Annotated in this window: 22 protein-coding genes; 15 read left to right on the forward strand and 7 right to left on the reverse strand. The window is 72.6% G+C overall.

The genetic code is table 11. The annotated features are described in order from the left end of the window. The first annotated feature begins 29 nt into the window (after positions 1-29). The 3 genes from K4S16_RS29515 to K4S16_RS29525 all read left to right on the forward strand — a co-directional run bounded on the left by K4S16_RS29515 (position 30) and on the right by K4S16_RS29525 (position 3,086). Entirely contained in the window at positions 30-827 is a 798-nt protein-coding gene (locus K4S16_RS29515) for an ABC transporter ATP-binding protein (protein ID WP_149262309.1), read from the forward strand. Between the two features lie 2 nt (positions 828-829). After that, positions 830-2,188, forward strand: a complete 1,359-nt coding sequence (locus K4S16_RS29520) for an FtsX-like permease family protein (protein ID WP_149262310.1) — start codon at positions 830-832, stop codon at positions 2,186-2,188. 73 nt (positions 2,189-2,261) lie between these two features. After that, on the forward strand, positions 2,262-3,086 hold the full coding sequence (locus tag K4S16_RS29525; RefSeq protein WP_200842187.1) for a hypothetical protein: 825 nt from the start codon (positions 2,262-2,264) through the stop codon (positions 3,084-3,086). Positions 3,087-3,167: 81 nt separating this feature from the next. On the opposite strand, the gene K4S16_RS29530 is transcribed toward K4S16_RS29525, so the two are convergent. Continuing rightward, on the reverse strand, positions 3,168-4,643 hold the full coding sequence (locus tag K4S16_RS29530; protein ID WP_149262311.1) for an MFS transporter: 1,476 nt from the start codon (positions 4,641-4,643) through the stop codon (positions 3,168-3,170). Positions 4,644-4,783: 140 nt separating this feature from the next. On the opposite strand from K4S16_RS29530, the gene K4S16_RS29535 reads away from it, so the two are divergent. Both K4S16_RS29535 and K4S16_RS29540 read left to right on the forward strand, forming a co-directional pair. Next, a complete protein-coding gene (locus tag K4S16_RS29535; RefSeq protein ID WP_149262312.1) occupies positions 4,784-5,206 on the forward strand; it encodes an OB-fold nucleic acid binding domain-containing protein in 423 nt (140 codons plus the stop codon). 28 nt (positions 5,207-5,234) lie between these two features. Next, positions 5,235-5,930 (forward strand): DUF3159 domain-containing protein, encoded by a 696-nt coding sequence (locus K4S16_RS29540; RefSeq protein WP_235037144.1) that lies wholly within the window; start codon positions 5,235-5,237, stop codon positions 5,928-5,930. 2 nt (positions 5,931-5,932) lie between these two features. Here K4S16_RS29540 and K4S16_RS29545 read toward each other — a convergent pair whose 3' ends face one another. After that, positions 5,933-6,592: a TrkA family potassium uptake protein gene (locus K4S16_RS29545; RefSeq protein ID WP_149262314.1), complete on the reverse strand. Its 660-nt coding sequence runs from the start codon at positions 6,590-6,592 to the stop codon at positions 5,933-5,935. After that, the gene (locus K4S16_RS29550) at positions 6,592-7,257 is read right to left on the reverse strand and encodes a TrkA family potassium uptake protein (RefSeq protein WP_149262315.1); all 666 of its coding nucleotides are present in this window, start codon (positions 7,255-7,257) and stop codon (positions 6,592-6,594) included. The genes K4S16_RS29545 and K4S16_RS29550 overlap by 1 nt, the downstream gene beginning before the upstream one ends. 262 nt (positions 7,258-7,519) lie before the next feature. Between K4S16_RS29550 and K4S16_RS29555 the strand changes: the two genes are divergently transcribed. Both K4S16_RS29555 and K4S16_RS29560 read left to right on the forward strand, forming a co-directional pair. After that, positions 7,520-9,553, forward strand: coding sequence for an APC family permease (locus tag K4S16_RS29555; protein ID WP_149262316.1), 2,034 nt, complete (start codon positions 7,520-7,522; stop codon positions 9,551-9,553). Further along, positions 9,546-10,883 carry a class I SAM-dependent RNA methyltransferase gene (locus K4S16_RS29560; RefSeq protein WP_149262317.1) on the forward strand — a complete coding sequence of 446 codons (1,338 nt, stop codon included), beginning with the start codon at positions 9,546-9,548 and terminating at the stop codon, positions 10,881-10,883. Before K4S16_RS29555 ends, K4S16_RS29560 begins: the two co-directional genes overlap by 8 nt. A 164-nt stretch (positions 10,884-11,047) precedes the next feature. Here K4S16_RS29560 and K4S16_RS29565 read toward each other — a convergent pair whose 3' ends face one another. Then, positions 11,048-11,794, reverse strand: coding sequence for a GntR family transcriptional regulator (locus tag K4S16_RS29565; protein ID WP_149262318.1), 747 nt, complete (start codon positions 11,792-11,794; stop codon positions 11,048-11,050). A 122-nt stretch (positions 11,795-11,916) separates the two neighbouring features. Here K4S16_RS29565 and K4S16_RS29570 point away from each other — a divergent pair, with 122 nt between their 5' ends. The 3 genes from K4S16_RS29570 (at position 11,917) to K4S16_RS29580 (ending at position 13,859) form a co-directional block, all read left to right on the forward strand. Beyond that, positions 11,917-12,303: an ATP-binding protein gene (locus K4S16_RS29570; protein WP_149262319.1), complete on the forward strand. Its 387-nt coding sequence runs from the start codon at positions 11,917-11,919 to the stop codon at positions 12,301-12,303. Then, positions 12,300-12,551: a hypothetical protein gene (locus tag K4S16_RS29575; protein ID WP_149262320.1), complete on the forward strand. Its 252-nt coding sequence runs from the start codon at positions 12,300-12,302 to the stop codon at positions 12,549-12,551. The genes K4S16_RS29570 and K4S16_RS29575 overlap by 4 nt, the downstream gene beginning before the upstream one ends. 132 nt (positions 12,552-12,683) lie before the next feature. Then, on the forward strand, positions 12,684-13,859 hold the full coding sequence (locus K4S16_RS29580; protein ID WP_149262321.1) for a GNAT family N-acetyltransferase: 1,176 nt from the start codon (positions 12,684-12,686) through the stop codon (positions 13,857-13,859). A gap of 1 nt (position 13,860) precedes the next feature. Here the strand turns inward: K4S16_RS29580 and K4S16_RS29585 are convergent, their stop codons facing one another. Further along, complete coding sequence (locus K4S16_RS29585) at positions 13,861-14,892, reverse strand: glycoside hydrolase domain-containing protein (RefSeq protein WP_149262322.1); 1,032 nt, start codon at positions 14,890-14,892, stop codon at positions 13,861-13,863. Positions 14,893-15,034: 142 nt separating this feature from the next. Here K4S16_RS29585 and K4S16_RS29590 point away from each other — a divergent pair, with 142 nt between their 5' ends. Further along, a complete protein-coding gene (locus tag K4S16_RS29590; protein ID WP_149262323.1) occupies positions 15,035-15,961 on the forward strand; it encodes an LLM class F420-dependent oxidoreductase in 927 nt (308 codons plus the stop codon). 67 nt (positions 15,962-16,028) lie between these two features. Here K4S16_RS29590 and K4S16_RS29595 read toward each other — a convergent pair whose 3' ends face one another. After that, a complete protein-coding gene (locus K4S16_RS29595) occupies positions 16,029-17,738 on the reverse strand; it encodes an MFS transporter (RefSeq protein WP_149262324.1) in 1,710 nt (569 codons plus the stop codon). 168 nt (positions 17,739-17,906) lie between these two features. Between K4S16_RS29595 and K4S16_RS29600 the strand changes: the two genes are divergently transcribed. Further along, positions 17,907-18,671: a TetR/AcrR family transcriptional regulator C-terminal domain-containing protein gene (locus K4S16_RS29600; protein WP_235037145.1), complete on the forward strand. Its 765-nt coding sequence runs from the start codon at positions 17,907-17,909 to the stop codon at positions 18,669-18,671. A gap of 13 nt (positions 18,672-18,684) precedes the next feature. Here the strand turns inward: K4S16_RS29600 and K4S16_RS29605 are convergent, their stop codons facing one another. Beyond that, the gene (locus K4S16_RS29605; protein WP_149262325.1) at positions 18,685-19,515 is read right to left on the reverse strand and encodes a TIGR02452 family protein; all 831 of its coding nucleotides are present in this window, start codon (positions 19,513-19,515) and stop codon (positions 18,685-18,687) included. A gap of 119 nt (positions 19,516-19,634) precedes the next feature. Between K4S16_RS29605 and K4S16_RS29610 the strand changes: the two genes are divergently transcribed. From K4S16_RS29610 to K4S16_RS29620, 3 genes are read left to right on the forward strand one after another with little or no spacing between them, the layout of a single operon-like run. Beyond that, positions 19,635-20,456, forward strand: a complete 822-nt coding sequence (locus K4S16_RS29610; protein ID WP_200842188.1) for a DUF3152 domain-containing protein — start codon at positions 19,635-19,637, stop codon at positions 20,454-20,456. Between the two features lie 57 nt (positions 20,457-20,513). Next, positions 20,514-21,944 (forward strand): 3' terminal RNA ribose 2'-O-methyltransferase Hen1, encoded by a 1,431-nt coding sequence (locus K4S16_RS45955; protein WP_149262327.1) that lies wholly within the window; start codon positions 20,514-20,516, stop codon positions 21,942-21,944. Further along, positions 21,941-24,496 carry a polynucleotide kinase-phosphatase gene (locus K4S16_RS29620; protein WP_149262328.1) on the forward strand — a complete coding sequence of 852 codons (2,556 nt, stop codon included), beginning with the start codon at positions 21,941-21,943 and terminating at the stop codon, positions 24,494-24,496. Before K4S16_RS45955 ends, K4S16_RS29620 begins: the two co-directional genes overlap by 4 nt. The last annotated feature ends 17 nt before the right edge of the window (positions 24,497-24,513 follow it).

Genomic DNA, 24,513 nt, shown 5'->3' on the forward strand with positions numbered 1-24,513 from the left:
GCCCGGGGCGCCGGGCGGAGGTGAGGACGATGTTCGGACGCAGGGGAGCGGAGCCGGCGCGCCAGGCGCCGGGGGAGGCGCTCCGGCTGGAGAACGTGCGCAGGGTGTACGGCGCCGAGGGCAACCGGGTGGTGGCGCTGGACGGGGTGTCGCTGTCGCTGCCGACCGGGTCGTTCACCGCGGTCATGGGCCCGTCCGGGTCCGGCAAGAGCACCCTCCTGCAGTGCGCGGCCGGTCTGGACCGTCCCACCGAGGGCCGCGTCTTCGTCGACGGCGCGGAGTTGACGGGCGACGGGGAGGCGGCGCTGACGAGGTTCCGGCGGGAGCGGATCGGCTTCGTCTTCCAGCAGTTCAACCTGCTGCCCACGCTGTCGGTCCTGCAGAACACGGTGCTCCCCCTGAAGCTCGCCGGCCGCAAGGTGGACAGGGACCGGGCGCGGGCCGTCCTGGACCGGGTGGGCCTCGGCGACCGGCTCGGCCACCTGCCCGCGGAGCTGTCCGGCGGGCAGCAGCAGCGGGTGGCGATCGCAAGGGCGCTGGTCACCGAGCCGCGGGTGCTGTTCGCCGACGAGCCGACCGGCGCGCTCGACACCCGGAGCGCCCGCGACGTGCTGGGCCTGCTGCGCGAGTCGGTGCGGGCGTTCGGGCAGACGGTGGTGATGGTGACCCACGACCCGGTCGCCGCGTCCTTCGCCGACTCCGTGCTGTACCTGGCGGACGGGCGGATCGTGGGGTACCAGGCCGCGCCGACCGCGGAGACCGTGGCGGAGCGGATGACGCGCCTGGCCGACGAGGTCGAGCGCCAGCGCACGATGGCGGAGGCGTGACCATGGTCGAGTTGGCTCTGCGCTCCCTGCGCCGCCGCGCGAGCGCCTTCACGGCGAGTTTCCTCGCGATGTTCCTCGGCGCGACAATGATCATGGCGTTCGCCTCGATGCTCGACACGGCCGAGGCGAGCGGGGCGACGGGCGAGGCCCGGGAGACGCTGGTGACGATGGCGTCCGTCGTCGGCGGCTGGGGGCTGCTGCTGGTGGTGTTCGCGGTGACCTCGACGCTGACCCTGTCGGTGCGGCAGCGGGCGTCGGAGATCGCACTGCTCAAGAGCGTCGGCGCGACCCCGGCGCAGCTCGCCCGGATGATCGTCGGCGAGGCGGCGGGCCTGGCCGTGGCGGCGGCGCTGCTCGCGGTCGTGCCCGCCTACCCGGCCGGCCGTGCCCTGCTCGGGCTGCTGCACGGCACCGACCAGGTTCCCGCGGACATCGGCTACCGCTTCGGCGCCGTCGCCCTGTCACTCGGGATCGGCGTGACGCTCGTGTCCGCGGTCGCCGCCGCGCTGATCACCGCGCGCCGCGCCACGCGCGTCCGGGTGACCGAGTCGATGACGGCCGCCGCCATCGGGGACGCGCGGCTCAGCCGGAAGCGGATCGTGTTCGCGGTGCTGTTCCTGCTGGTCGCCGTCGGCGAGGTGGTCACCACGCTCACGGTGATGGACGGCAAGGGCAGCGACGCCATGGCGACCTCCGGGCAGGCCGACATCTTCGCCGGGATCGGGCTGGCCCTGCTGGCGCCGGCGATCATGCGCGGTGCGACGGCGCTGGCGGCCGGGCCGATGCGGGCGCTCGGCGGCGCGGCCGGGGACCTCGCGGCGGCCACGATGCGCCGCCGGGCGGGCGCCCTTGCCTCCGCGGTCACGCCGATCATCCTGTTCGTCGGGACGGCGGTCGGCACGCTCTACGCCCAGGCCATCGAGAACGAGGCGATGGACGCGGCCGGCCTCTCCAAGACGCTCGACCAGAAGGGCATCGAGACGCTCAACTTCGTCGTCATCGGCATGGTGGTGCTGTTCACGGCGATCATGCTGGTCAACACGCTGATCGCGGCGACCGCGCACCGGCGCCGCGAGTTCGGCCAGACCCGGCTCGCGGGCGCGACCCCGCGCCAGGTGCTCACCGCGGCCGCGCTGGAGTCGGCGGTGCTGACGGTCACCGGCGTGGTCTGCGGGACGGTCGCCTCGGCCTTCACGATCGTGGCGTTCGGCCTCGCCCGCCGCGACTCCGCCGTCCCGCCCGGGAACGTCGGGACGTTCCTCGCGGTGGTCGCCCTCGCCGCGGTGCTGACCGGCGTGACGAGCTGGGCCGCGACGCGACGCGCGATCGCCGTCCCGGCCGTGGAGGCGGCCCTGCGCTGACCGCCTCCCTTGTCCCGCCGTGGGTGCTCGTCCATACTGGGTGAGCACTCACTCATTTCTGAAGGAGCGGACCATGGCGGGACCGGTGGAGGCTTCGCGCGGCGGGTTCCCGGTGGCGGCCGCCGTCCAGGCCCTGGGAGCGTTCTGGACGGACGGCCGGCGCGTCGAGCGGGCCGCCTACGCGATCGGCGCCGCGCTGATGGCCTCCGGCCTGCTGCACCTGGCCGTGTTCGCGGTGGACGGCGGTCCGTGGACGGGGCCGGTGTCGTGGCGCAAGCCCGTGACCTTCGGGCTCTCGTTCGGCCTGACGCTGCTGACGATCGCGTGGGTCAGCGCGTCCGTCCGGCTCGGCGACCGCGCGCGGACCGCGATCCTCGGCGTGTTCGCGGCCGACTGCGTCGTGGAGGTAGCCCTCATCACCCTCCAGGCGTGGCGCAAGGTGCCGTCCCACTTCAACGAGGAGACGGCGTTCGACACGGTCGTCACCCGGATGCTCGCGGCGGGCGGCGGCGTCCTCGTGGTCACGCTGGTCGCGCTCGCGGTCGCGTCCTTCCGCCGGAACGAGGAGGTCGCGCCGAGCATGCGGCTGGCCGTCCGCTCCGGCTTCGCCGCGCTGGTGCTCGCCCTGGCCTCCGGCGCGGCGATGATCGCCCGCGGCGTCACGACGGTGCGGTCCGGCGACCAGCAGGCCGCCTACCACGTCGTCGCCGCGCTGAAGCCGGCGCACTTCGTGACCATGCACGCGATCCTCGTCCTGCCGCTGCTGGCCTGGCTGCTCACCTTCACCGCCCTGCCCGAGCCCCGCCGGGTCCGGGCCGTCGCCTTCGCCTCCGGCGCCTACTGGGCGGTGGCGGCGGCGGTCATCGCGATCTCCGCCTTCCGCTTCGCGACCGCCTGAGCACCCCGAGCGGGCCTCAGCGGAGGTGCGAACGCCCTGGCCCGCCGTTCCTCGGGGACGGCGGGCCAGGGGCGGGCGGGATCAGTGCGCGCGGGCGCCTCGGGGAAGCAGGAAGGCGATCAGGAACGCGGCGGCGGTGAGCCCGGCGGTCAGGGCGGTGACCTGCTCCGCGGCCTCCAGCGCGGCCGGCGCCAGGAAGCGCCCGGCCACCGGGGCGCCGATCGCCCCGAAGAAGACCGTGCCGAGGACCGCGATGCCGAGGGACGCGCCGAGCTGCTGGACCGACTCCAGCGCGGCCGAGCCGGAGCCCACCTCGTGGTCGGCGATGCCCGCGACGATGACGTCGAACAGCGGGACGAAGATCATGCCCATGCCGGCGCCGAACAGCAGCAGCGGCGCGGCCAGGTGCCAGCCGCCGACGTCCGTCCCGACCGCCTCGAACACGGCGTACAGGGCGGTCAGGCCCGCGGCCATCAGCGCCAGGCCGAGGTGCAGGATCCTGCGGCCGAGCCTGGCCATGGTCATGCCGCTGAACGCCGACCCGGCGAACGCCCCGACCGCCCAGGACGACATGGCCAGGCTCGCGGCCAGCGGCGTGTAGCCGAGGCCGAGCTGGAGGAAGAGGCCGGTGGCGAGCGAGAACCCGGCGATCGCGCCGAAGAAGACGATGACGAACAGGACCCCGGAGGCGTAGGCCCGGTTGCCGAACACGCTCAGCCGGACCAGCGGCGTCCGGCCCCGGCGGGCGCGGCGCAGCTGGTGCAGGGCGAACAGGGCGAGGACGGGGACCGAGCCGGCGAGCAGCGCGAGCGACCAGGCGGGCCAGCCGAGCTCGCGGCCTTGGACGAGCGGGTATACCAGCATGCTCATGCCGAGGCCGCCGAGCAGCATCCCGGCGCCGTCCAGGCCGCCCGACCGGTCCGCGGCCGCCGGGGCGGGCAGCGCCCGGGCGCCCACGGCCAGCGCGTAGGCGCCGACCGGCACGTTCACCAGGAAGATCGCGCGCCAGCCGGTGCCGAAGAGGTCGGCGTCGATCAGCAGCCCCGCGACCACCGGCCCGAGGATGGTGGCCAGCCCGATCACCGGCCCGAACAGCGCGAACGCCTTCCCGGTGTCCCGGCCGAACAGGTCCCGGATCAGCCCGAAGCCCTGCGGGACCATCACCGCGGCGCACAGCCCCTGCGCGACCCGGGCGGCGATCAGGCTCTCCGGCGACCAGGCGAACGCGCACGCCACCGACATCGCCATGAACCCGGCCGCCCCCGCGAGCAGGACGGGCCGCCGCCCGAACATGTCGCCGAGCCGGCCGCCGGTCAGCAGCGCCACCGCGAGGGCGAGCGTGTAGCCGGCGGCCGTCCACTGCAGCGCGGAGTACGACCCGCCGAGGTCCGCGCGGATCGCGGGCGCGGCCACGTTCACCACGGTGGAGTCGAGCAGGTTCAGCAGGGTGGCGGCCAGGATCGCCGAGAGGCCGAGCCAGCGGCGCGGGGCCTGCGCGGCGCCGTCGCCGGGGCGGGTCCCGGTTCCGGCGGCCGGGGTTTCGAGGGTGGCGGTCATGATCCGTCCTTCCACTTGGAGCGGAATGCTCTGTTCCGATAATAGCAGAACGGAATGCTTCATTCCACAGCTGAACCGGCTTCGATCCGGCGGCGGGGCAAGGGGTCCGCTTCGTCCGGGGATGCCATACGCTTCGAGGTATGGACGAGGTTTCGGCCAGCACGCCGCCGGGGGCGGAGCCCCGCGAGCGGGAGCGCGGCAAGGGCGGGCTGCGGCGCTTCCTGCGGCGCATGGCGTCCAGCAAGGCCGAGCTCGAGGCCGAGGAGCTGCAGAAGACCACCGGCGACGAGGGCGCGACGCCGATCACGGAGTGCGGCACGCGCAAGCGGCACTGCGTAGCGGGTACGCTGCGTACGGTGACGCTCCGTCCCCGGGGCGGCGCCCCCGCCCTGGAGGCCGAGCTCTACGACGGCACCGATGTGATCAACCTGGTCTGGCTCGGTCGCCGCAAGATCGCCGGGATCGACCCGGGGCGCCGGCTGCGCGCCGAGGGCCTGGTGAGCGAGCAGGACGGGCGCAAGGTCATGTTCAATCCGCGATACGAGCTGCGCGGCGGCGCGTGAGGCCGCGGCGAGCCGCCGGGAGAGCGACGTGAGCGAAGTGGAAACGGGCACCGCGCGGGAGGCCGCCGCCCACGACACCGTCGAGGCGGCCGTCCGGGCCCAGCTCAACAAGGCGCTCGGCGGCGTGCGCGGCATGGTCGAGGCGGCGGTGCCGACGATCGCCTTCACCGGCACCTACATGGCCGCGAAGGATGTCAAGCTCGCCGTCGGCGCCGGGGTCGGCGCCGCGGTGCTGCTGCTGCTGGTCCGGCTCGCGCAGCGCTCCAGCCCGCAGTTCGTCCTGAACAGCCTGTTCGGCATCGCGATCGCCGCGTTCTTCGCGCTGCGCTCGGGCAAGGCCGAGAACGCCTTCCTGCCCGGCATCCTGCTCAACGCGGGCTACGGCGCCGCGATGATCTTCTCGATCGCGGTGCGCTGGCCGATCGTCGGCTTCATCATCGGATCGGTCACCGGCGACCCGACCGCCTGGCGGTCCGACCCCGGCATCGTCAGGCTGTGCTCCCGGCTCACCTGGCTGCTCGTCCTGCCCTGCGCCGTGCGCGTCGCCGTCCAGTACCCGATCTACCTCGCCGACGGCGACCAGAGCGGCCTGCTCGGCACCGCCAAGATCGCGATGGGCTGGCCGCTCCAGGTCGCCGCCCTGGCCGCCATGGTCTGGCTCCTCACCCGCGGCCGCACCCCCATCCGGGGCGGCGCTCCGGCCGAGAGCGAAGAGCCCGCCTAGCCCTACCTGCCGCCGAGGAGTTCGGCGAGTTCGTCTTCGACGTCCTGGCTGGCCACGAACATCAGCTCGTCGCCCGGCTCCAGGGTGTCGTCGGACGAGGGGACCAGCACCCGGCCCTCCCGCAGGATCGCCACCAGGGCGGTGTCGCGCGGCCAGTCCACGGAGCCGACCCGCGCGCCGCCGAGCGGGGCGTCGTCGGGCAGCGTCAGCTCCACCAGGTTGGCCTCGCCCTGGCGGAACGTCATCAGCCGGACGAGGTCGCCGACGCTGACGGCCTCCTCGACCAGCGCCGACAGCAGCCGCGGGGTGGAGACCGCGACGTCCACGCCCCACGACTCGTTGAACAGCCACTCGTTGTTCGGGTGGTTGATCCGCGCGACCACCCGGGGGACCCCGTACTCGGTCTTGGCCAGCAGCGACACGACCAGGTTGACCTTGTCGTCGCCGGACGAGGCGACCACGACCTGGCAGCGCTCCAGCGCCGCGTCGTCAAGCGCGGAGATCTCGCACGCGTCGGCGAGCAGCCACTCGGCGCGCGGCACCATCTCCACCTTGATGGCCTTCGGGCTCTTGTCGATCAGGAGCACCTCGTGGCCGTTCTCCAGCAGCTCCTGGGCGATGGACCGGCCCACCGCGCCGGCCCCCGCGATCGCGACCCGCATCAGGCGTCCTCTCCGTCTCGCGCCGCGACGGCGGCGTTGACCCGCTCCAGATCGTCGGCCTCGGCCATGATGTGCACGATGTCGCCGTCCTGGATCACCGTGTCCCGCTCGGGGACGAGCGCCTCGCCCATGCGGGACAGGAACGCCACGCGGGTCCGCGCGTGCTCCTCCAGCGCGCCGACCTTCTCGCCCACCCACAGGTGGCCGGAGTCCAGCTCGGCGAGGACGACCGCGCCGGTCGGGTCGCGCCACAGCGGCTCGGCGCCCTCGGGGAGCAGGCGGCGCAGGATCTGGTCGGCCGTCCACCGGACGGTCGCGACCGTGGGGATGCCGAGGCGCTGGTAGACCTCCGCCCGGCGCGGGTCGTAGATCCGGGCCACGACGTTGTCGACGCCGAACGTCTCGCGCGCCACCCGCGCGGAGATGATGTTGGAGTTGTCGCCGCTGCTGACGGCCACGAACGCCGACGCGCGCTCGATGCCCGCCTCGGCGATCACCTCGCGGTCGAACCCGAACCCCGTGATGCGGCGGCCCCGGAACCCGCTGCGCAGCCGGCGGAACGCCTCCGGGCTCTGGTCGATGATGGCCACCGAGTGACCCTTGTCCTCCAGGATGTGGGCGAGCGTCGAGCCGACCCGCCCGCATCCCATGATCACGATATGCACGGCCGTTCCCTCTTCCGTCCAGGAGGACGCTCCCCCTGTACCCCCCGCGCCGTGCACGGCATTCGCCGCCGACACCGTGCCGCACCCGAGGACCGTTTCCTGTGAATGATCCCTGCCGGGCTGCAAACCTACACATCCGCCCAGGCGAGTACTACCCAACCAGCATTCCGCGGGGGCGGCGACGCCGCCCGCCCCGGCGTCCGCCGGAGCAGGCGGCGGCCCGGGGATCCGCTCCGGTCCGCAGCGGCTAGAGTCTCGTTGCGTGTCAAAGGTTCCGGACCTCGCGAAGCGGCTCCTCCTCGGCCGCGCGCTGAGCAGCGCCCAGCAGCACGAGCAGCTGCTGAAGAAGCGGATCGCGCTGCCCGTCTTCGCGAGCGACGCGCTCTCGTCGGTCGCCTACGCCCCGCAGGAGATCCTCCTCGCGCTCGGCGCGGGAGGCCTGGTGATGTACCACTACACCCCGTGGCTCGCCGCGGCCGTCGTGGTCATCCTGCTGACCGTGGTCGCCTCCTACCGGCAGAACGTCCGGGCCTACCAGAGCGGCGGCGGCGACTTCGAGGTCGCCACCACCAACCTCGGCGACAACTGGGGCGTTCTCGTGGCCAGCGCGCTGCTGGTCGACTACGTCCTGACCGTGGCGGTGTCGGTGTCGTCCGGGGTGGAGAACCTCGGCGCGCTGCTGAAGTTCATGCAGCCGCACGAGGTCCTGGTCGCGATCGCCATCGTCGTGCTGCTCACCCTCGGGAACCTGCGCGGCCTCAAGGAGGCCGGGGTCGCCTTCGCGATCCCGACGTACCTGTTCATGTTCGCGATCTTCAGCATGCTGGCGTGGGGGATCGTCCGGCTGCTCTCCGGCACCCACCTGGAGGCGGAGACGGCGCACTACGAGGTCCGCGGCGACGAGATGGGCCTCGCCGGGTTCGCCCTCGTGTTCCTGCTGCTGCGGGCCTTCTCCTCCGGCTGCGCCGCGCTGACCGGGGTCGAGGCGATCAGCAACGGCGTGCCCGCGTTCCGCAAGCCCAAGGGCGAGAACGCCGCCACGACCCTGCTGATGCTCGGGCTCGTCGCGATGACGCTGTTCGGCGGCGTGACCGCGTTCGCCTACATCACCGACGCCAAGTTCGCCGAGCCCGACCAGGGCAGCCACCTGATCGACCCGTCCACCGGCAAGCCGGTCACCGACGCCGACCCGGTGATCGCCCAGGTGGCGCACACCGTGTTCAGCAACTTCACCCCCGGATTCGCGCTGGTCACCGCGATGACCGCGCTGATCCTGTTCCTCGCCGCCAACACCGCGTTCAACGGGTTCCCGGTGCTCGGCTCAGTGCTCGCGCGCAACCGCTACCTGCCGCGCCAGCTGCACACCCGCGGCGACCGGCTCGCCTACAGCAACGGCATCATCATCCTGGCCACCATGGCCGGGCTGCTGATCTACGCATACGACGCGTCCGTGAGCCGGCTGATCCCGCTCTACACCGTCGGCGTCTTCGTGTCGTTCACCGTCAGCCAGGTCGGCATGGTCCGGCACTGGAACCGGCTGCTGGCCACCGAGCCGGACCCGGCGCAGCGCCGCCGGATGCGCACCTCCCGCGGGATCAACGCCTTCGGCGCCACCCTCACCGGCATCGTCCTGGTCGTCGTGCTGATCACCAAGTTCGCGCTCGGCGCCTACATCGTCTGCATCGCGATGCCGCTGCTGTTCCTGCTGATGAAGGCGATCAGGCGGCACTACGACCGGGTCGCCGCCGAGCTGGTGCCCTCCGGCGAGGACGTCGCGCTGCCCGCCCGCAACCACGGCATCGTGCTCGTCTCCAAGATCCACAAGCCGACGCTGCGGGCGCTGGCCTACGCCCGCGCCACCCGCCCCTCCACGCTGGAGGCGGTGACCGTGGCCGTGGACGCCGCGGAGTCGCAGCGCCTCCAGGAGGAGTGGGACGCCCTCGACATCCCCGTCCCGCTGAAGATCCTCGACTCGCCGTACCGGGAGATCACCCGCCCGGTGCTGTCCTACGTCAAGGGCATCCGGCGCAAGAGCCCCCGCGACGTCGTCACCGTGTTCATCCCCGAGTACGTCGTCGGCCACTGGTGGGAGCAGCTCCTGCACAACCAGAGCGCGCTGCGGCTGAAGGGCCGGCTGCTGTTCCAGCCCGGCGTGATGGTGACGAGCGTCGCGTGGCAGCTCCAGTCCTCCGACCGCCTCAAGGGACGCAAGGAGCCGCCGGGGCCCGGCTCGTCGCGGCGCCCGCCGCGGACCGGGGCACGCCCCGGTGCCGGTAGTGTTTCGGACCGTGACTGAACTCGAACCCGACGTCCTCGAACTGGAGGTCGGCAACGTCGCCAACGGCGGTTTCTGCGTCGCCCGGCACGAGGGGCGCGTGGTCTTCGTCCGGCACGCCCTGCCCGGCGAACGGGTGAGGGCCCGCGTCACCGACCGCACGAAGAACTTCCTCCGCGCCGACGCAGTGGAGATCATCGAGGCCTCTCCGGACCGGGTGCAGCCGCCCTGCCCGTTCGCCGGCCCCGGCCGGTGCGGCGGCTGCGACTGGCAGCACGCCTCCCTGCCCGCCCAGCGGGCGCTCAAGGCCGCGGTCGTGCAGGAGCAGCTCGAACGGCTCGCCGGGATCACCCGCACGGTCGTCGTCGAGGAGGTCCCGTACCCGGTCGACGGCGAGGTGACGCCCCCGCCGGGGCTCGGCTGGCGCACCCGCGTCCAGTTCTCCGTCTCCTCCGGCGTCGTCGGCCTGCGCAAGCACCGCTCGCACGACATCGAGCCCGTGGACGAGTGCCTGATCGCCCACCCCGGCGTGGAGCTGATGGGCATCGAGCGCAAGCGCTGGCCGGGCGCGTCCGGCGTCGAGGGCGTGGTCTCGGCGACCACGGGCGACCGCCTGGTCGTGCTGCGCGGCCGCGACCGCCGCAAGATCCGCGTCCCGCGCCTGGACGTCCCGGTCCGCCTCGTGCGCGGCAAGCCCGAACCGGGCGCCGGCCTCCCGTACGTCCGCGAGGAGGTCTCCGGACGGCTCTACCAGGTCAGCGGCAGCGGCTTCTGGCAGGTGCACCCGGGCGCCGCCCAGCTGCTCGCCGACGCCGTGCTCGACGCCCTCGAACCCAAGCCCGGCGACATCGCCCTCGACCTGTACTGCGGCGTCGGCCTCTTCGCCGGCGTCCTGGCCGAGCGCGTCGGCGACGACGGCCTCGTCGTGGGCATCGAGTCCGACGGCCAGGCCGTCCGCGACGCCCGCTTCAACCTGCGCGACCTGCCGAACGTCTCGATCGAGCGCGGCCCCGTGGAGGAGGTCGTCGCCGACCTGGAGTTCGGCCGCGCGTCCTCGGGCTCCCGCACGCAGAACAAGCGCGGCGCCGGCCACCAGGGCGGCGCGAAGGTCCGCCGCGCCGACGTGGTCGTCCTCGACCCGCCCCGCACCGGCGCGGGCCGCGAGGTCGTCGAGCACATCACCCGCCTCGCCGACCGCAAGATCGCCTACGTCTCCTGCGACCCCGCCACCCTGGCCCGCGACCTCGCCTACTTCAGCGACCGCGGCTGGACCCTGGAGTCCTTCCGAGCCTTCGACGCCTTCCCCATGACCCACCACGTAGAGTGCCTCGCCACCCTGGTCAAGGGCTGACGATGGCGCTGGCCTGCGCTGATTCTTCGGGGTTACGTGCGGGGCGTGCCAGCGCGACCTTCGATATTTCAAGATCACTGCGCATGAGGCGCGCACGATCACGGCCCGGCCGGGTCTGATCGCCGTCGCCCACCGCCCGTCGGCCCCTGGTCGGCGGGCGGTCATCATTCCACTGGCAGGACGTACTCCGCCTCGTAGCGGTCTGTGGGGACGATGATGTCGGCCGTCTCCACCGGCCGCTCCGCCGTGCGGTAGGTCCGCCGGATCACCAGCACCACCGACCCGAGCGGCTCGTCGAGCAGCTCGGCCTCCGACTGCAGCACCGGGCGCGCCGTCACGATCTCTTGCACCGACTCGATGTGCTGCCCGATCGTCCGCATCCGCGCGACCACTCCAGCGCCGGCGTGCGGACCTTCCTCCGGGAACATGATCGGCGTGTCACCGGTGAGGGCGAGCGGTTCCCAGCTCGTCGACAGCATCACGGGTCGCCCGTCGGCCAGGAAGGTGTACCGGCTCGTCATGACTGCGTTGCCTGCCTGGATGGCCAGCCGCTCGGCGACGGCCTGACTCGCGGAGTCTGTCTCGGACGAGACGCGCCACGTGCCTTCGCGGCCTTGCTTGGCCATCTCCGTGCGGAAAGGCGAGGTATCCCGGCCCGATGCGCCGTACCAGGAACGGGCGAGGCGCTTCAGTTCCGGCCTGCGTCGCACGTACGTCCCCGAGCCGGAGCGCGCTTCGAGGAAGCCCTCTGAGATCAGCAGCCGGACCGCGCCGATCGCGACCTGGTCGGACACCTCGTACCGCTCACGGATCTGGGCCCGCGACAGGACCCGCTCGCCCGGCGCGAGCCGACCGTCGATGATCTGCTGCCGTAGATCGTCGGCTATGCGCTGGTAGGCGGGCTGTGTCACGACGCCTCCGATTGCCGGATGTGAATGCTCGGACACAGCTTGACAACCTGTGCGCACCGCTTGCAAGCTGTGCGCACAGGTTGAACTTGTGTTCAAGTGATCACAATCCGTAGGAGGTATCCATGGAGTGGAGCCAGACCTACCCCGGCTGTACGTCCATGGTGCCGGCCGCCCGGGCCTTCGTGCGCGGGATGCTCAGCGGCTCCCCGCGCCAACACGACGCCGAACTCGTCACCGCCGAACTAGTCGCCAACTCGCTGCGCCACACCCCGAGCGGCGACGGCGGCGAGGTCACCGTCACCGTGACGGTCGCGCCCGGCCGCGCCCGGATCGCCGTCCAAGACTCCGGTGACGGCACGCGCTGGCAGCCTCTCCCGGGCATCCCGGCGGACGAGGATGACCACGGCCGCGGCCTGTTCATCGTCTACGCCCACGCCGACAAGATCGGGCACGACGCCGACAGCGATGGGCAGACCATGTGGGCCGAGCTGATCTGGAGCGAGCAGTGAGCCATGCAGCCGAGCTCAGGGGCGCGACGGACGACATAGTCGACCGGCTCGCGGAGTTGAGCGAGGAGTTCCCGAACTGGACGATCAAGCTGGTCGGCTCGTTCGCCCCCTGCCAGGCAGTCCGGGACGGCGCGGAGCAGGTGATGTTGGGCGCGGGATCCTGCGCGGGCCTACGCGCTCTCCTGGAGGCGGCCGACGGGGTCACCGCCGGCATGGGGCACGGGCTAAAGCCGGAGGCCCGACGATGATCACGGTGGGGCGGTCCGATGCGCGTCGACACCGTCGGCGCGGCCGTCGCCATCACCGGTCTGCTCACGGCCCGGTCGTGTGCAGGGAGCTGACCTCGGAAAATCGGTTGCGGGGCGGCTTAGCGTGGAAGGGTGACCGAGATCAGGGACGTGCCCGAGGCCGATGCTCGCGACATGGTCGACTTCGCGGGGATGGTGTTTCACATCTCCATCGACGAGGGTGACAGCGATCGGAACGGGTGGCCGCTCACCCGGGCCGAGCGGATCGGCGCCTATGACGGCGACACTAGGGTCGGGCAGTTGGCGGCCATGCCGATGGGGCTCGCGGTACCGGGAGCGGTGCTCGACTGCTCGGCGATCACGTTCGTCGGGGTGCTGCCCACGCACCGGCGCCGCGGCATCCTGACGTCCATGATGGACCGGATGGACGCCGACGCCATCGCGGCGGGGCGTCCGGTGGCGGCGCTCTGGGCGTCGCAAGGCGCCATCTACGGCCGGTACGGGTTCGGGCAGGCCACGTGGGCGATCGACCTGGAGGTGGACACGTCGCGTCCGCTGGAGTTCCGGACGACCCCGGACGACCGGCCGCTGCGGCTCGTCGATGCCGCGTCCGCGCCTGAGGTGCTCGATCCCATCCACCGGCGCTCGCTTCGGCCGGGAGGGCTCGTGCGCGATCCCGACTGGTGGGCGCGGGCCATCCTGCGGCCGGTCGACCGGGACTCGCCCGGGTACACCGCGCCGCGCATCGTCGTCCACCCGGCGGGTTACGCGGTCTACCGGGTCCGCGAGGGGACGGTCAGGGTGGTCGACCTCGTCGCCGACACGCCTCAGGTGGAGGCCGCGCTCTGGGGGTTCCTGGCGTCGATCGACCTGACGTCCCGCGTCGAGGCGCTGGGCCGTCCGGTGGACGACCTGCTCCCGCACATGGTCGCCGACCCCGACCGGGTCACCGTCAAGAAGGAGTTCGGCGCCCTCTGGCTGCGGCTGATCGACGTGCCGGCCGCTCTGCACGCCCGTTCCTGGGCCACCGAGGACGCCTTCGTCCTGGAGGTGGAGGATTCGAGGATTCCGGCGAACGCGGGGCGCTGGCTGCTCAAGACCGGCGCGGCGCCTGTTTGCGAGCCGACCTCCGAGGCCCCGGACCTGAGTTTCAGCGCGGCCGACCTCGCGGCCGTCTATCTGGGCGGCCAGAGTCCGGTCACCCTGGCCCGGATCGGGGCCGTAGCCGAGCACACGGCCGGTGCGGCCGCCCGGCTGGCGGCCGCCCTGGCCGTTCCTTTGGCGCCCTACATCAACGACGACTTCTGAGTCACCGCCAGAAGAAGACCTTGGCGCTGGCCTTGGAGATCGTCGCAGCGGCGGCGCCCTGGTGGAGCAGCTGGAAGCGGACGCGCTTGCCCGCCTCGACGGTGTCGGCGGCGAGGCCGTAGACGAGGTTGGTGACGTCGCCGACGGAGATGTAGTCCTGGACGGGGCCGATCTGGTAGTCGGAGGCGTCGCCGTCCGCCACCTCGACCACCCTGGCCTGGATCAGCGTGCCCGCGGGGACGCCGCTCAGGGCCGCGCTCACCGACAGGCTGTAGCGGGCGGACCCGGTCAGCAGGCTGGGGCCGCCCGGGTCGTTGTGCTGGTGCTCCTTGTCGGAGTACTCCTTGCTCCAGGTGACCTCGGTCCACTTGCCGGGAGGCAGCTCCTGGTGGTCGCCACCGGTGCCGACGGACACGTAGTCGGGCATGTCGTCCTCTCCCTCGGGCGAGACGTCGACGCGCCACTGCCCGTAGTCGCTCTTGACGGCGCGGTCGTAGTCGACGCCGACGCCGTTGATCGTGTGGTCGTTGGAGTACTGCTGGAGCTGGGCGCGTGCGTCCCACCTGCCGCCCGACCACGCGTAGGTCTGCCACCCGAAGGTGATCTTCTTGGCGTCGAAGGCGCGCTTGACGGGGCCGTAGCCGCCGTAGAGGCCGACCCGGTCACGGCCGAGGACGCTCGCCGCGCCGTCCAGGTAGGCGTTGATCTCGTCCTGCTGGCCGGAGGCGGCGTCCCAGTCGGCGGCGAAGTAGATGGGACGGTCGTCCGGCATGCCGAGCGCCTTGGCCTGGGCGGCGGCGTCGCGGGCGTCGGTCGCGCCCGCCGACCGCCCGGCGAGCGGCCGCTTGGCCGTCGACTCCCAGACGACCACCAGCCAGATGCCCGCGGCGGACAGCTCGTCGGCCTCCTTGCGGGTCAGGTTCTTGCCGGTGGTGTCGTGCGACAGGTAGCGGCACGCGAACTTCGCCCCGGCGCGTTTCAGCGCGGACGCGCCGGGGCGGCCCCACGCGTAGTCGACGCCGAAGACAGCCATGTCAGCTCCATGTGTCGGGGGTTGTCGGGTTCCTGGCGATTTAACAGCCTTTGCTCATAGGGCGCAGGGGTTTGCGGAGGTTGACCGTCCGTGAGCGCCGCCCGCGGCACGACCCCGGCCGGATCCGTACGAGGATGGGGGCATGCGACTTCGAATCTTCACCGAGCCCCAGCAGGGGGCGACCTACGAGACGCAGCTGGCCGTGGCCAAGGCCGCCGAGGACCTCGGCTTCGACGCGTTCTTCCGCTCGGACCACTTCGTCAAGATGGGCGACGTGAGCGGTGAGCCGGGCCCGACCGACTCGTGGATCACCCTGGGCGCGATAGCCCGGGAGACCAGCCGGATCAGGCTCGGCACGCTGGTGACGGCCGGGACGTTCCGGTACCCGGGGCCGCTGGCGATCTCGGTCGCGCAGGTCGACCAGATGAGCGGCGGACGGGTCGACCTCGGCCTCGGGACGGGGTGGTTCGAGGAGGAGCACACCGCGTACGGCATCCCGTTCCCGAGCCTGGGGGAGCGGTTCGAGCGGCTTGAGGAGCAGTTGCAGATCCTCGCCGGCCTGTGGGGGACGCCGGCCGGCGAGACCTTCTCCTTCAGCGGCGAGCACTACACCCTGACCGGGTCGCCCGCGCTGCCCAAGCCCGTGCGCCCCGGCGGTCCGCCGATCATCATCGGCGGGTTCGGGGCGAAGCGGACGCCGCGCCTCGCCGCCGCCTACGCCGACGAGTACAACGTGCCGTTCCACGGGGTCGAGGACACCGGCGGCGCGTTCGACCGCGTCCGCGCGGCGTGCGCCGAGGCGGGCCGGACCAAGCCGATCGTCTACTCGGCCGCGCAGGTCGTGTGCTGTGGACGGGACGAGGCGGAGGTGCGTCGCCGCGCCGAGGCCATCGGGCGCGAGGTGCCCGAGCTGCGCGAGAACGGCCTCGCCGGCACCCCGCAGGAGCTGGTCGACAAGATCGGGAAGTTCGGCGAGCTGGGCGCGGAGTGCGTCTACCTGCAGGTCCTCGACATGCACGACCTGGAGCACCTGGAGCTGCTGGCCTCGGAGGTCCAGAGCAAGGTCTGACGGCACGCGGTACCTGACGGAAAGGGCCCGCGCTGGGGAATTCCCGGCGCGGGCCCGCTCGGTCACGTCAGGCGGCGGCCTCCTCCTCCGGCCGCGCGTGCATCGGGAGCAGGAACGTCACCAGGAACGTCAGGGCGAGCAGCCCGACCTCGACCCACAGCGTGATCTTCATGGCGTCGCCGAACCCGGTCCTGGCCGCGTGGCCGCCGGCCTCGGCGACCGCCTTCTGGACGGCGGGCGCCGACTGCGGTGCGGCGGCGACGGCGGCCTTCACGTCCTCTTCGAGCCGGTGGCAGGACGCGGGCACCGCGGCGGCGTCCTTGGCCGTCGCCCGGTCGTGGCCGCAGTCGCGCAGGCCGTCCACGACGCGCTCCTGCTGCGCGGCCGGAACGGACGCGGCGGCGAGGTCGCGGCGCAGGGCGGCGGCGCCGTCGTCCGCGGCCGATGCCACGTGCCCGCCGAGCAGCCCGAAGAAGACCGTGCCGAGGACGGCGGCGCCGAGCGCGGCTCCGAGTTGCTGGACGGCGGTGAGCGTGCCGCCCGCCGAGCCGGTCTCCTCCGGCTCGACGCCCGCCAGCACGGTGTCGAAGAACGGCCCCATCAGCAGGCCCATGCCGAGCCCGGTGACGGTCAGGGAAGGGACGAGCTGCCAGGGGGTGACGTCGGTCCCGGCGTACTGGAGCGTGAAGTAGAGCCCGGCGATCCCGGCGGCCATGATGACGGCGCCCGCGTGGATCAGCTTGCGGCCGAGCCGCTGCACGGCCTGCATGACGCCGAACCCGATGACGATGCCGACCGACCAGGGGATCTGCGCGAGCCCGGCCTTCAGCGGGGAGTAGCCGAGCCCCAGCTGGAAGAACAGCGACAGCACCAGGCCGAGGCCGGCGACGCCGGAGAAGAACACGAGGCCGACGACGAGGCCGCCGGTGAAGCCGCGCTTGCGGAACAGGCTCGGCACGATCAGCGGGTCGCCGCCCGAGCGCTGCTTGCGGACCTCGTACCAGGCGAACACTCCCCAGACGACCAGGGAGGCGGCCATCATGGCGAACGTCCAGGCGGGCCAGTCGTGCTCGCGGCCCTGGACGAGCGGGTAGACCAGCAGGCCGGCGCCGAGGGAGGCGAGGGCCGCGCCGGCGAGGTCGAGGCGGGACGCGTGCTCGGCGCGCCCGGCGGGCAGGAACCTCAGCCCGGCCAGCACGGCGGCGGCGCCCAGCGGCAGGTTGATCAGGAAGATCATCCGCCAGCCGGTGCCGAACAGGTCGGCGTCGACCAGCCAGCCGGCCAGCACCGGGCCGCCGACCGACGACAGCCCCATCACCGGCCCGAACATGGCGAACGCCGCGCCCATCTCCTTCTCCGAGAACATCTGCTTGATCATCCCGATGCCCTGCGGCAGCATCAGCGCGCCGAACAGGCCCTGCATGCCGCGGGCGGCGATCAGCATCCCGGGCGAGACGGCGACGCCGCACAGCAGTGAGCCGACCGTGAAGCCGGCCGCGCCGACGAGGAACATCCGCTTGCGGCCGTAGAGGTCGCCGAGGCGCCCGCCGGTGATGAGCCCGACGGCCATGGCGAGGGTGTAGCCGGCGGCGAGCCACTGGATGGTGGCGGCCGACCCGCCGAGCTCGGCGCGGATCGTGGGGGCCGCGATGTTGGTGATCAAGGCGTCCAGCATGTCCATGACCTCGCCCGCGAGGATCACGAACAGGGCCGCCCAGCGCCAGCGGTAGCCGGCGTCCGCGGTGCCCCGGGAGGGGGAGGTGATCGTGTCGGTCATCGTGAACTCCGGGGGGAACAGTGTTCGTTGTCTGCGAACAACGTTCTATGGGCGAACGCTGTTCGTGTCAAGTACGATGTTCGTGTTCGAGGAATCCTCTCTGCAATAGAGAAGATATATCGCGATTCGCGATAGTCAAGATGTATCGCGAGATTGGGAGGTCCCGACGTGGCTGGATCCGGCCGAGCCGCACGCCCGGACATGCCGACGCCGCCCGGACGCCGGCCGCGCAGGCCCGCGCCCGCCAGGCAGCCGCTCACGCAGGAGCTCATCGTCGACACGGCGATCCGCGTCCTGGACGCCGAGGGGCTGGAGGCGGTGACCATGCGCCGGGTCGCCCAGGAGCTCGGCACCGGACCGGCGTCCCTCTACGCGCACGTCTCGGGCAAGGAGGAGCTGCGCGAGCTGATGCTCGACCGGGTGGCGGCCGAGGTCCGGCTCCCCGTCCCGGACCCGGCGCGCTGGCAGGAGCAGCTGAAGGAGCTGGCGTCCGAGGTCCGCCGCGTCTACACCTCGCACCGCGACATCGCGATGGTGTCGATGGGCCTCATCCCCACCGGCCCCCACCTGCTGGACATCGCCGAAGCGCAGCTCGCTCTCATGCGCGCCGGGGGAGTCCCGAAGAGGATCGCCGCCATCGCCGTGGACACCCTCGGCATGTTCCTCGACGCCGACGCCATCGAGGACACGATCTACCACGCCAAGGCCCCCGCGGGGGCGGAGGACCCGTGGGCGCACTTCCACGCGTACATCGAGCAGATCCGGGAGTACTTCGCCGCCCTGCCCAAGGACCGCTACCCCACGATCTCCGAGATGGGGGAGGAGCTCACCTCGGAGGGCGGCGACGAGCGCTTCGAGTTCGGCCTCGACCTGCTCATCCGGGGGATCGCCTCCTACATCGAGGAGCCGTCCCGCCCCGGGAAGGGCGGTTAGGCGAGCAGGACGGTCAGGCGAAGACGCGCTGGAAGGCCGTGTGCCTCGGGGCGCCCGCGGCGGTGTCCCACACGGCGAAGACGACGTGCTCGAACCGGTCGGCGAACGCCCCGTCCGGACGCAGCGCCTCGGCGAACACCTCGGCGACCTCGGCCGGGTCGTTGCGGAACACGCCGCAGCCCCACGCGCCGAGGACGAGCCGGGAGTGCCCGTTGGCCAGCGCCACGGCGAGGACCTTGCGAGCGCGCAGCCGCAGCACCGCCGGGACCTGCTCGGCCTTGGCGGCGTCGCGGATCGCGCCGCGGTTCGGAGCGGGCGAGGTCAGGAACGCCACGCCGTACGGCTCCTCCAGCAGCCGCCCGGAGTCGTCCCGGAACACCGGCACGTCCGGCGAGTAGATCATGTGGTCGCTGTAGAGGAGGTCTCCCTGCGCGCGGTGGAAGTCGTAGTACTCCCTGGCCGAGCGCAGCGACTCGTACAGGCCCGACGAGCGCGCCAGCCCTTCCTCCTGGGCGTGCGCCCCGTTCAGGAACCCGCCGCCCGGGTTCTTCGCGGAGGCGAAGTTGAGCGCGAACGGCGTCGTCCCCGGGGCGCACAGGCGCCGCGCGGCGGCGAGCGTCGTCTCGCCGGTGACCTCGATCCGCGTCCGCGCGCCCGAGCCGGCCGGAGGGAGGTTCTCCAGCAGCGTGTCGAGCTCGCCGGGCCGGTAGAGGACGGTGCGCCGGACGGCCTCGGCGAGGCGGTCGGCGATCGGGACGGTGCGGCCGGACGGCGCCGTGTAGTCGCCGCGTCCGAGGATGGCCACGGTCTCCTGCGCGGTCGTCCGGCGGGGGTGTCTGCTCATGTCCCTCCGGATTCTGCTGGCCGGGCGAATCCGGGCGCAAACCCTTTAAAGATCATTTCTGGCATGCTGGGCCGACGATGCAGCGGACCACAGCGCGTACCGGCAGATCCGGCAGGGGGATGCCCGACCTGGATGCGGAGTTCGAGCGGGCGCGCCGGGGCCGAGTGTACGGGCTGGTCGCGGCGGCCGTGGCGCTCGTGCTGGTGATCGGGGCCGGCGGGGCGCTCGCCTGGTACCTGCGGCCGAGCTCCGGAGTGTCCGGTGCGACGTCCCCCAGGAGCGGCGAAGGGGAGGCGCGGGGGCAGGGAAGCCAGGCCAGGGTCGAGACGGAGCCGTCCTCCCCGCCCATCATCAAGCCCAAGCGCCCCCCGTATATCCCCGCCAACGGGACCGGGAGGTTCACCCGTCCCACTTCAAGCGGCAGGGTCCACGGGCACGGCAAGCTCATGCGCTACATGGTCGAAGTAGAGGGCGGTCTACGACAGGACCCTGCGGCCTTCGCGCGAAGCGTGGACGCCATTCTGGCGGACCCCAAGGGATGGACCGCCGGCGGACGGTGGGCTTTCCAGCGCGTCAGCTCTGGCCCGTACGACTTCGTGGTGAAGCTGGCCTCGCCCGGCACCGTCGACAAGATCTGCGGCGCCTACGGCATGACGACCGAGGGCAAGGTGAACTGCAGCGCGGGCAAGCAGGTCGTCGTCAACCTGAAGCGCTGGCTGCTGCTCACCACCTACTACCGCGGCCGGCCGGAGCACTACCACGCGCTGACCATCAACCACGAGGTCGGTCACCGGCTCGGGTTCGGCCACATGACGTGCGCGGGACGCGACCGTCTCGCGCCCGTCATGCAGCAGCAGATCTTCGGGCTGAAGGGCTGCCGGATCAACGGCTGGCCCTACGACGCCAAGGGCCGGTTCGTGAAGGGCCCTTCGGTGCCCTGAGCCCGCGCCGCCGGAAAACCAATGGGGGTGTTCGGTGCTTTCAGCCACACTTGGGGCGTGCTTCTGACGATCACCACGACCATGAGCCAGGCGACCGACCTGGGCTTCCTCCTGCACAAGCATCCGGGCCGGGTGCAGCGCTTCGAGCAGTCCTACGGCAGGGCGCACGTCTTCTACCCCGACGCGGAGGAGCAGCACTGCACGGCGGCCCTGCTGCTGGACGTCGACCCGGTCGAGCTCGTGCGCACGCGCGGCAGAGGCACGCCCGACTTCTCACTCGGCCAGTACGTGAACGACCGCCCGTACGCGGCGTCGTCCCTCCTGGCGTCGGCCATGGCGAACGTCTTCCGCACCGCCATGCGCGGCCGCTGCGACCTGCGCCCCGAACTGGCGGAGACGCCGATCCCGCTGGAGATCGTCCTTCCGGCCCTGCCGTGCCGGGGCGGCCCCGGCCAGGCCGAGCGGTTCTTCGCCCCGCTCGGCTGGGACGTGTCGGCCGTGCCGGTCCCGCTCGACCCGGACTTCCCCGACTGGGGCGACTCCCGCTACGTGACGCTCACGCTGACCGGGACGCTGCGCCTCGCCGACGCCCTCAACCAGCTGTACGTGCTGCTCCCCGTCCTGGACGACGCCAAGCACTACTGGATGGCGCCCGACGAGGTCGACAAGCTCATCCGGGCGGGGGAGGGCTGGCTGGCCGCGCATCCCGACCGCGGCGCCATCACCCGCCGGTACCTGGCGAACCGGCGCGCCCTCGTGCGGAGCGCGCTCGGGCGTCTCGCCGACGCCGAGGACGCGCCCGACGAGGAACTCGACCCGATCGAGGTCGAGGAGGAGGCCCCCGCCGAGGAGGGCCAGGGAGAGGCGGCGCCGGAGGACGCGCCCCTCTCGCTCTCGGAACTGCGCCTCCGGTCGGTGGAGCAGGCGCTGCGCGATGAGAACGCCCGCCGGGTCATCGACCTCGGCTGCGGGTCCGGGAAGCTGCTGGCCCGGCTGGCCAAGGACGAGTTCTTCAGCGAGCTCTCCGGATCGGACGTCTCGTACCGCGCGCTCGGCCACGCCTCGCGGCGCCTGCGCCTGGACAAGCAGCCGCACAGCGAGAGCGCCCGCGTCCGGGAGGTCTTCCAGGGCGCGCTGACCTACGCGGACGAACGGTTCCGCGGCTACGAGGCGGCCGTGCTGATGGAGGTAATCGAGCACGTCGACCCGCCGCGCCTCACCGCCGTCGAGCGGGTCGTGTTCGGCCACGCCGCGCCCCGCGTGGTGGTCGTGACGACCCCGAACGCCGAGCACAACGTCCGCTACGAGGGGCTGGCGCCCGGGGCGATGCGCCACCCCGACCACCGCTTCGAATGGACGCGGGCCGAGTTCCGCGCCTGGGCGGACCGGGTCGCCGCCGAGCACGGCTACCGCGTCCGCCACGTGCCCGTCGGCGACGACGACCCCGAGGTCGGCGCCCCGACGCAGATGGGAGTGTTCACCCGTTGACCGAGATCAAGGTTCCCGAGATGGGGCTCGTCGTGCTCGTCGGCGTGTCCGGGTCGGGCAAGTCCCACTTCGCGCGCAAGCACTTCAAGCCGACCCAGGTGGTGTCCTCGGACTTCTGCCGCGGGGTCGTGTCGGACGACGAGAACGACCAGTCGGCCACCGGCGACGCGTTCGACCTGCTGCACTACATCGTGGGCAAGCGGCTGCGGCGCGGCCTGCTGACCGTGGTGGACGCGACCAACGTGCAGAGCAAGGCGCGCGAGTCGCTGCTGCGGCTGGCCAAGGAGCACGACGTCCTGTCGGTCGCGATCGTGCTGGACGTCCCCGAGAGCCTCGCCGCCGAGCGCAACGCCGGGCGCCCGGACCGCGACCTCGCCCCGCACGTCATCCCGCGCCAGCGGCGCGAGCTGAGGCGCGGCATGCGGTCGCTGGGCCGCGAGTTCCGCCGCGTCCACGTCCTGACCGGCCCGGAGGAGATCGACGCCGCGACGATCCGGTACGAGAAGGCGTGGAACGACAGGCGCGAGCTGACCGGCCCGTTCGACGTCATCGGCGACGTGCACGGCTGCCGCGCGGAGCTGGAGGACCTCCTCGCCGGCCTCGGCTACGAGATCCTGAGGGACGCGCAGGGCCGCGCGGTGGGGGCGAACCACCCCGGCGGACGGTCCGCCGTCTTCGTCGGCGACCTGGTCGACCGCGGGCCCGACACGCCGGGCGTGCTGCGCCTGGTGATGGGCATGGTGGCCGCCGGCGACGCCCTCTGCGTCTCGGGCAACCACGAGGCGAAGCTCGTCCGCGCGCTGCGCGGGCGCAAGGTGCGCACCGCGCACGGGCTCGCCGAGTCGCTGGAGCAGCTCGCCGCCGAGGACGAGGGCTTCCGCGACGACGCGCTGCGGTTCATGGACGGCCTCATCGCCCACTACGTCCTGGACGAGGGCCGCCTCGTCGTGGCCCACGCCGGGCTCAAGGAGGACTACCACGGCCGCGCGTCCGGACGGGTCCGCTCGTTCGCGCTCTACGGCGACACGACCGGGGAGACCGACGAGTACGGGCTGCCCGTGCGCTACCCGTGGGCGCGCGACTACAGGGGCAAGGCGATGGTCGTGTACGGGCACACGCCCGTCCCGGAGGCGGAATGGGTGAACAACACCATCTGCCTGGACACCGGCGCTGTGTTCGGCGGGAAGCTGACGGCGCTGCGGTATCCGGAGCGCGAGCTGGTGTCGGTTCCGGCGCGGCAGGTCTGGTACGAGCCGACGCGTCCGCTGGAGGCGCCGGCCGCGGGCAGCGCGGGCGGTCACCGGGAGAACGACGTCCTCAACATCGGGGACGTCCTCGGGAACCAGGGCGTCGAGACCCGCCTGATGGGCCGCGTCTCCGTCCGGGAGGAGAACGCGCTGGCCGCGCTGGAGGTGATGAGCCGGTTCGCGGTCGACCCGCGCTGGCTCGTCTATCTGCCGCCCACCATGGCCCCCGCCGAGACGTCGTCCCTGCCGGGCTACCTGGAGCACCCGGCCGAGGCCCTCGCCGCGTACCGGGAGAAGGGCGTCCTGCGCGCCGTGTGCGAGGAGAAGCACATGGGCTCGCGCGCCGTGGCGGTCGTGTGCCGCGACGCCTCGGTGGCCGCGGAGCGCTTCGGCGTGGACGACGGGACGACCGGCGCCGTCTACACCCGCACCGGGCGCTCCTTCTTCCGCGACCCGTCCCGAACCGGCGAGGTGCTCGACCGGCTCCGCGCCGCCATCGGCGCCGCGGGGCTGTGGGACGAGCTGGAGACCGGATGGCTCGTCCTCGACGGCGAGCTGCTGCCCTGGTCGGCGAAGGCGATGGACCTCATCCGCACGCAGTACGCGGCGACCGGCGCGGCGGCCCGCGCCGCGCTGCCGGTGGCGGCCGAGGTGCTGGCACGGGCGGACGGGCGCGGCCTCGACGTCGGCGACCTGCGCGAGCACATCGACCGGCGGGCCGCGAACGCGTTCCGGTTCCGCGACGCGTACGCGCGCTACTGCTGGACGGTGGACGGGCTGACCGGTCTGCGGTTCGCGCCCTTCCAGGTCCTCGCCGGGGAAGGCCGCGCCTGGGCGGGCCTGCGCGACCACGAGTGGCACATGGCCGTGGCCGGGCGGCTCGCGGAGAGCGACGCGAGCGGGCTCGTCCAGCGGACGGGTGCGATGACCGTCGACCTCGGGTCGCCGGAGTCGGAGGCCGCGGCCACCGAGTGGTGGGAGAAGCTCACCGCGGCGGGCGGCGAGGGCATGGTCGTCAAGCCGCTGGGGCCGCTCCCCGAGGGCGTCAAGGTCCAGCCCGGGATCAAGTGCCGCGGCCCGGAGTACCTGCGCATCATCTACGGGCCCGACTACCGCGAGCCGAGGCACCTCGACCGGCTGCGCCGCCGGTCGCTCGGGCGCAAGCGGTCCCTGGCGATGCGGGAGCACGCGCTCGGCGCCGAGGCCCTCGACCGGCTCGCGGGCGGGGAGCCGCTGTGGCGCGTCCACCAGGCGGTCTTCGCCGTCCTGGCGCTGGAGTCCGAGCCGGTGGACCCGCGCCTCTGACCGGTCGTGCGCAAGCC

Origin of the sequence: Actinomadura sp. K4S16, from assembly GCF_008327685.1 — a bacterium.
Lineage (GTDB): Bacteria > Actinomycetota > Actinomycetes > Streptosporangiales > Streptosporangiaceae > Spirillospora.

What these genes read in the sequence shown, in the direction of transcription:
- K4S16_RS29585 (WP_149262322.1), bottom strand. Translation starts at nt 14,892, where the DNA reads ATGGCTGTCTTCGGCGTCGACTACGCGTGGGGCCGCCCCGGCGCGTCC.
- K4S16_RS29545 (WP_149262314.1), bottom strand. Translation starts at nt 6,592, where the DNA reads ATGCGGGTCGCGATCGCGGGGGCCGGCGCGGTGGGCCGGTCCATCGCC.
- K4S16_RS29520 (WP_149262310.1), top strand. Translation starts at nt 830, where the DNA reads ATGGTCGAGTTGGCTCTGCGCTCCCTGCGCCGCCGCGCGAGCGCCTTC.
- K4S16_RS29610 (WP_200842188.1), top strand. Translation starts at nt 19,635, where the DNA reads ATGCCCGACCTGGATGCGGAGTTCGAGCGGGCGCGCCGGGGCCGAGTG.
- K4S16_RS29570 (WP_149262319.1), top strand. Translation starts at nt 11,917, where the DNA reads ATGGAGTGGAGCCAGACCTACCCCGGCTGTACGTCCATGGTGCCGGCC.
- K4S16_RS29525 (WP_200842187.1), top strand. Translation starts at nt 2,262, where the DNA reads ATGGCGGGACCGGTGGAGGCTTCGCGCGGCGGGTTCCCGGTGGCGGCC.
- K4S16_RS29530 (WP_149262311.1), bottom strand. Translation starts at nt 4,643, where the DNA reads ATGACCGCCACCCTCGAAACCCCGGCCGCCGGAACCGGGACCCGCCCC.
- K4S16_RS29535 (WP_149262312.1), top strand. Translation starts at nt 4,784, where the DNA reads ATGGACGAGGTTTCGGCCAGCACGCCGCCGGGGGCGGAGCCCCGCGAG.
- K4S16_RS29515 (WP_149262309.1), top strand. Translation starts at nt 30, where the DNA reads ATGTTCGGACGCAGGGGAGCGGAGCCGGCGCGCCAGGCGCCGGGGGAG.
- K4S16_RS29590 (WP_149262323.1), top strand. Translation starts at nt 15,035, where the DNA reads ATGCGACTTCGAATCTTCACCGAGCCCCAGCAGGGGGCGACCTACGAG.
- K4S16_RS29605 (WP_149262325.1), bottom strand. Translation starts at nt 19,515, where the DNA reads ATGAGCAGACACCCCCGCCGGACGACCGCGCAGGAGACCGTGGCCATC.
- K4S16_RS29595 (WP_149262324.1), bottom strand. Translation starts at nt 17,738, where the DNA reads ATGACCGACACGATCACCTCCCCCTCCCGGGGCACCGCGGACGCCGGC.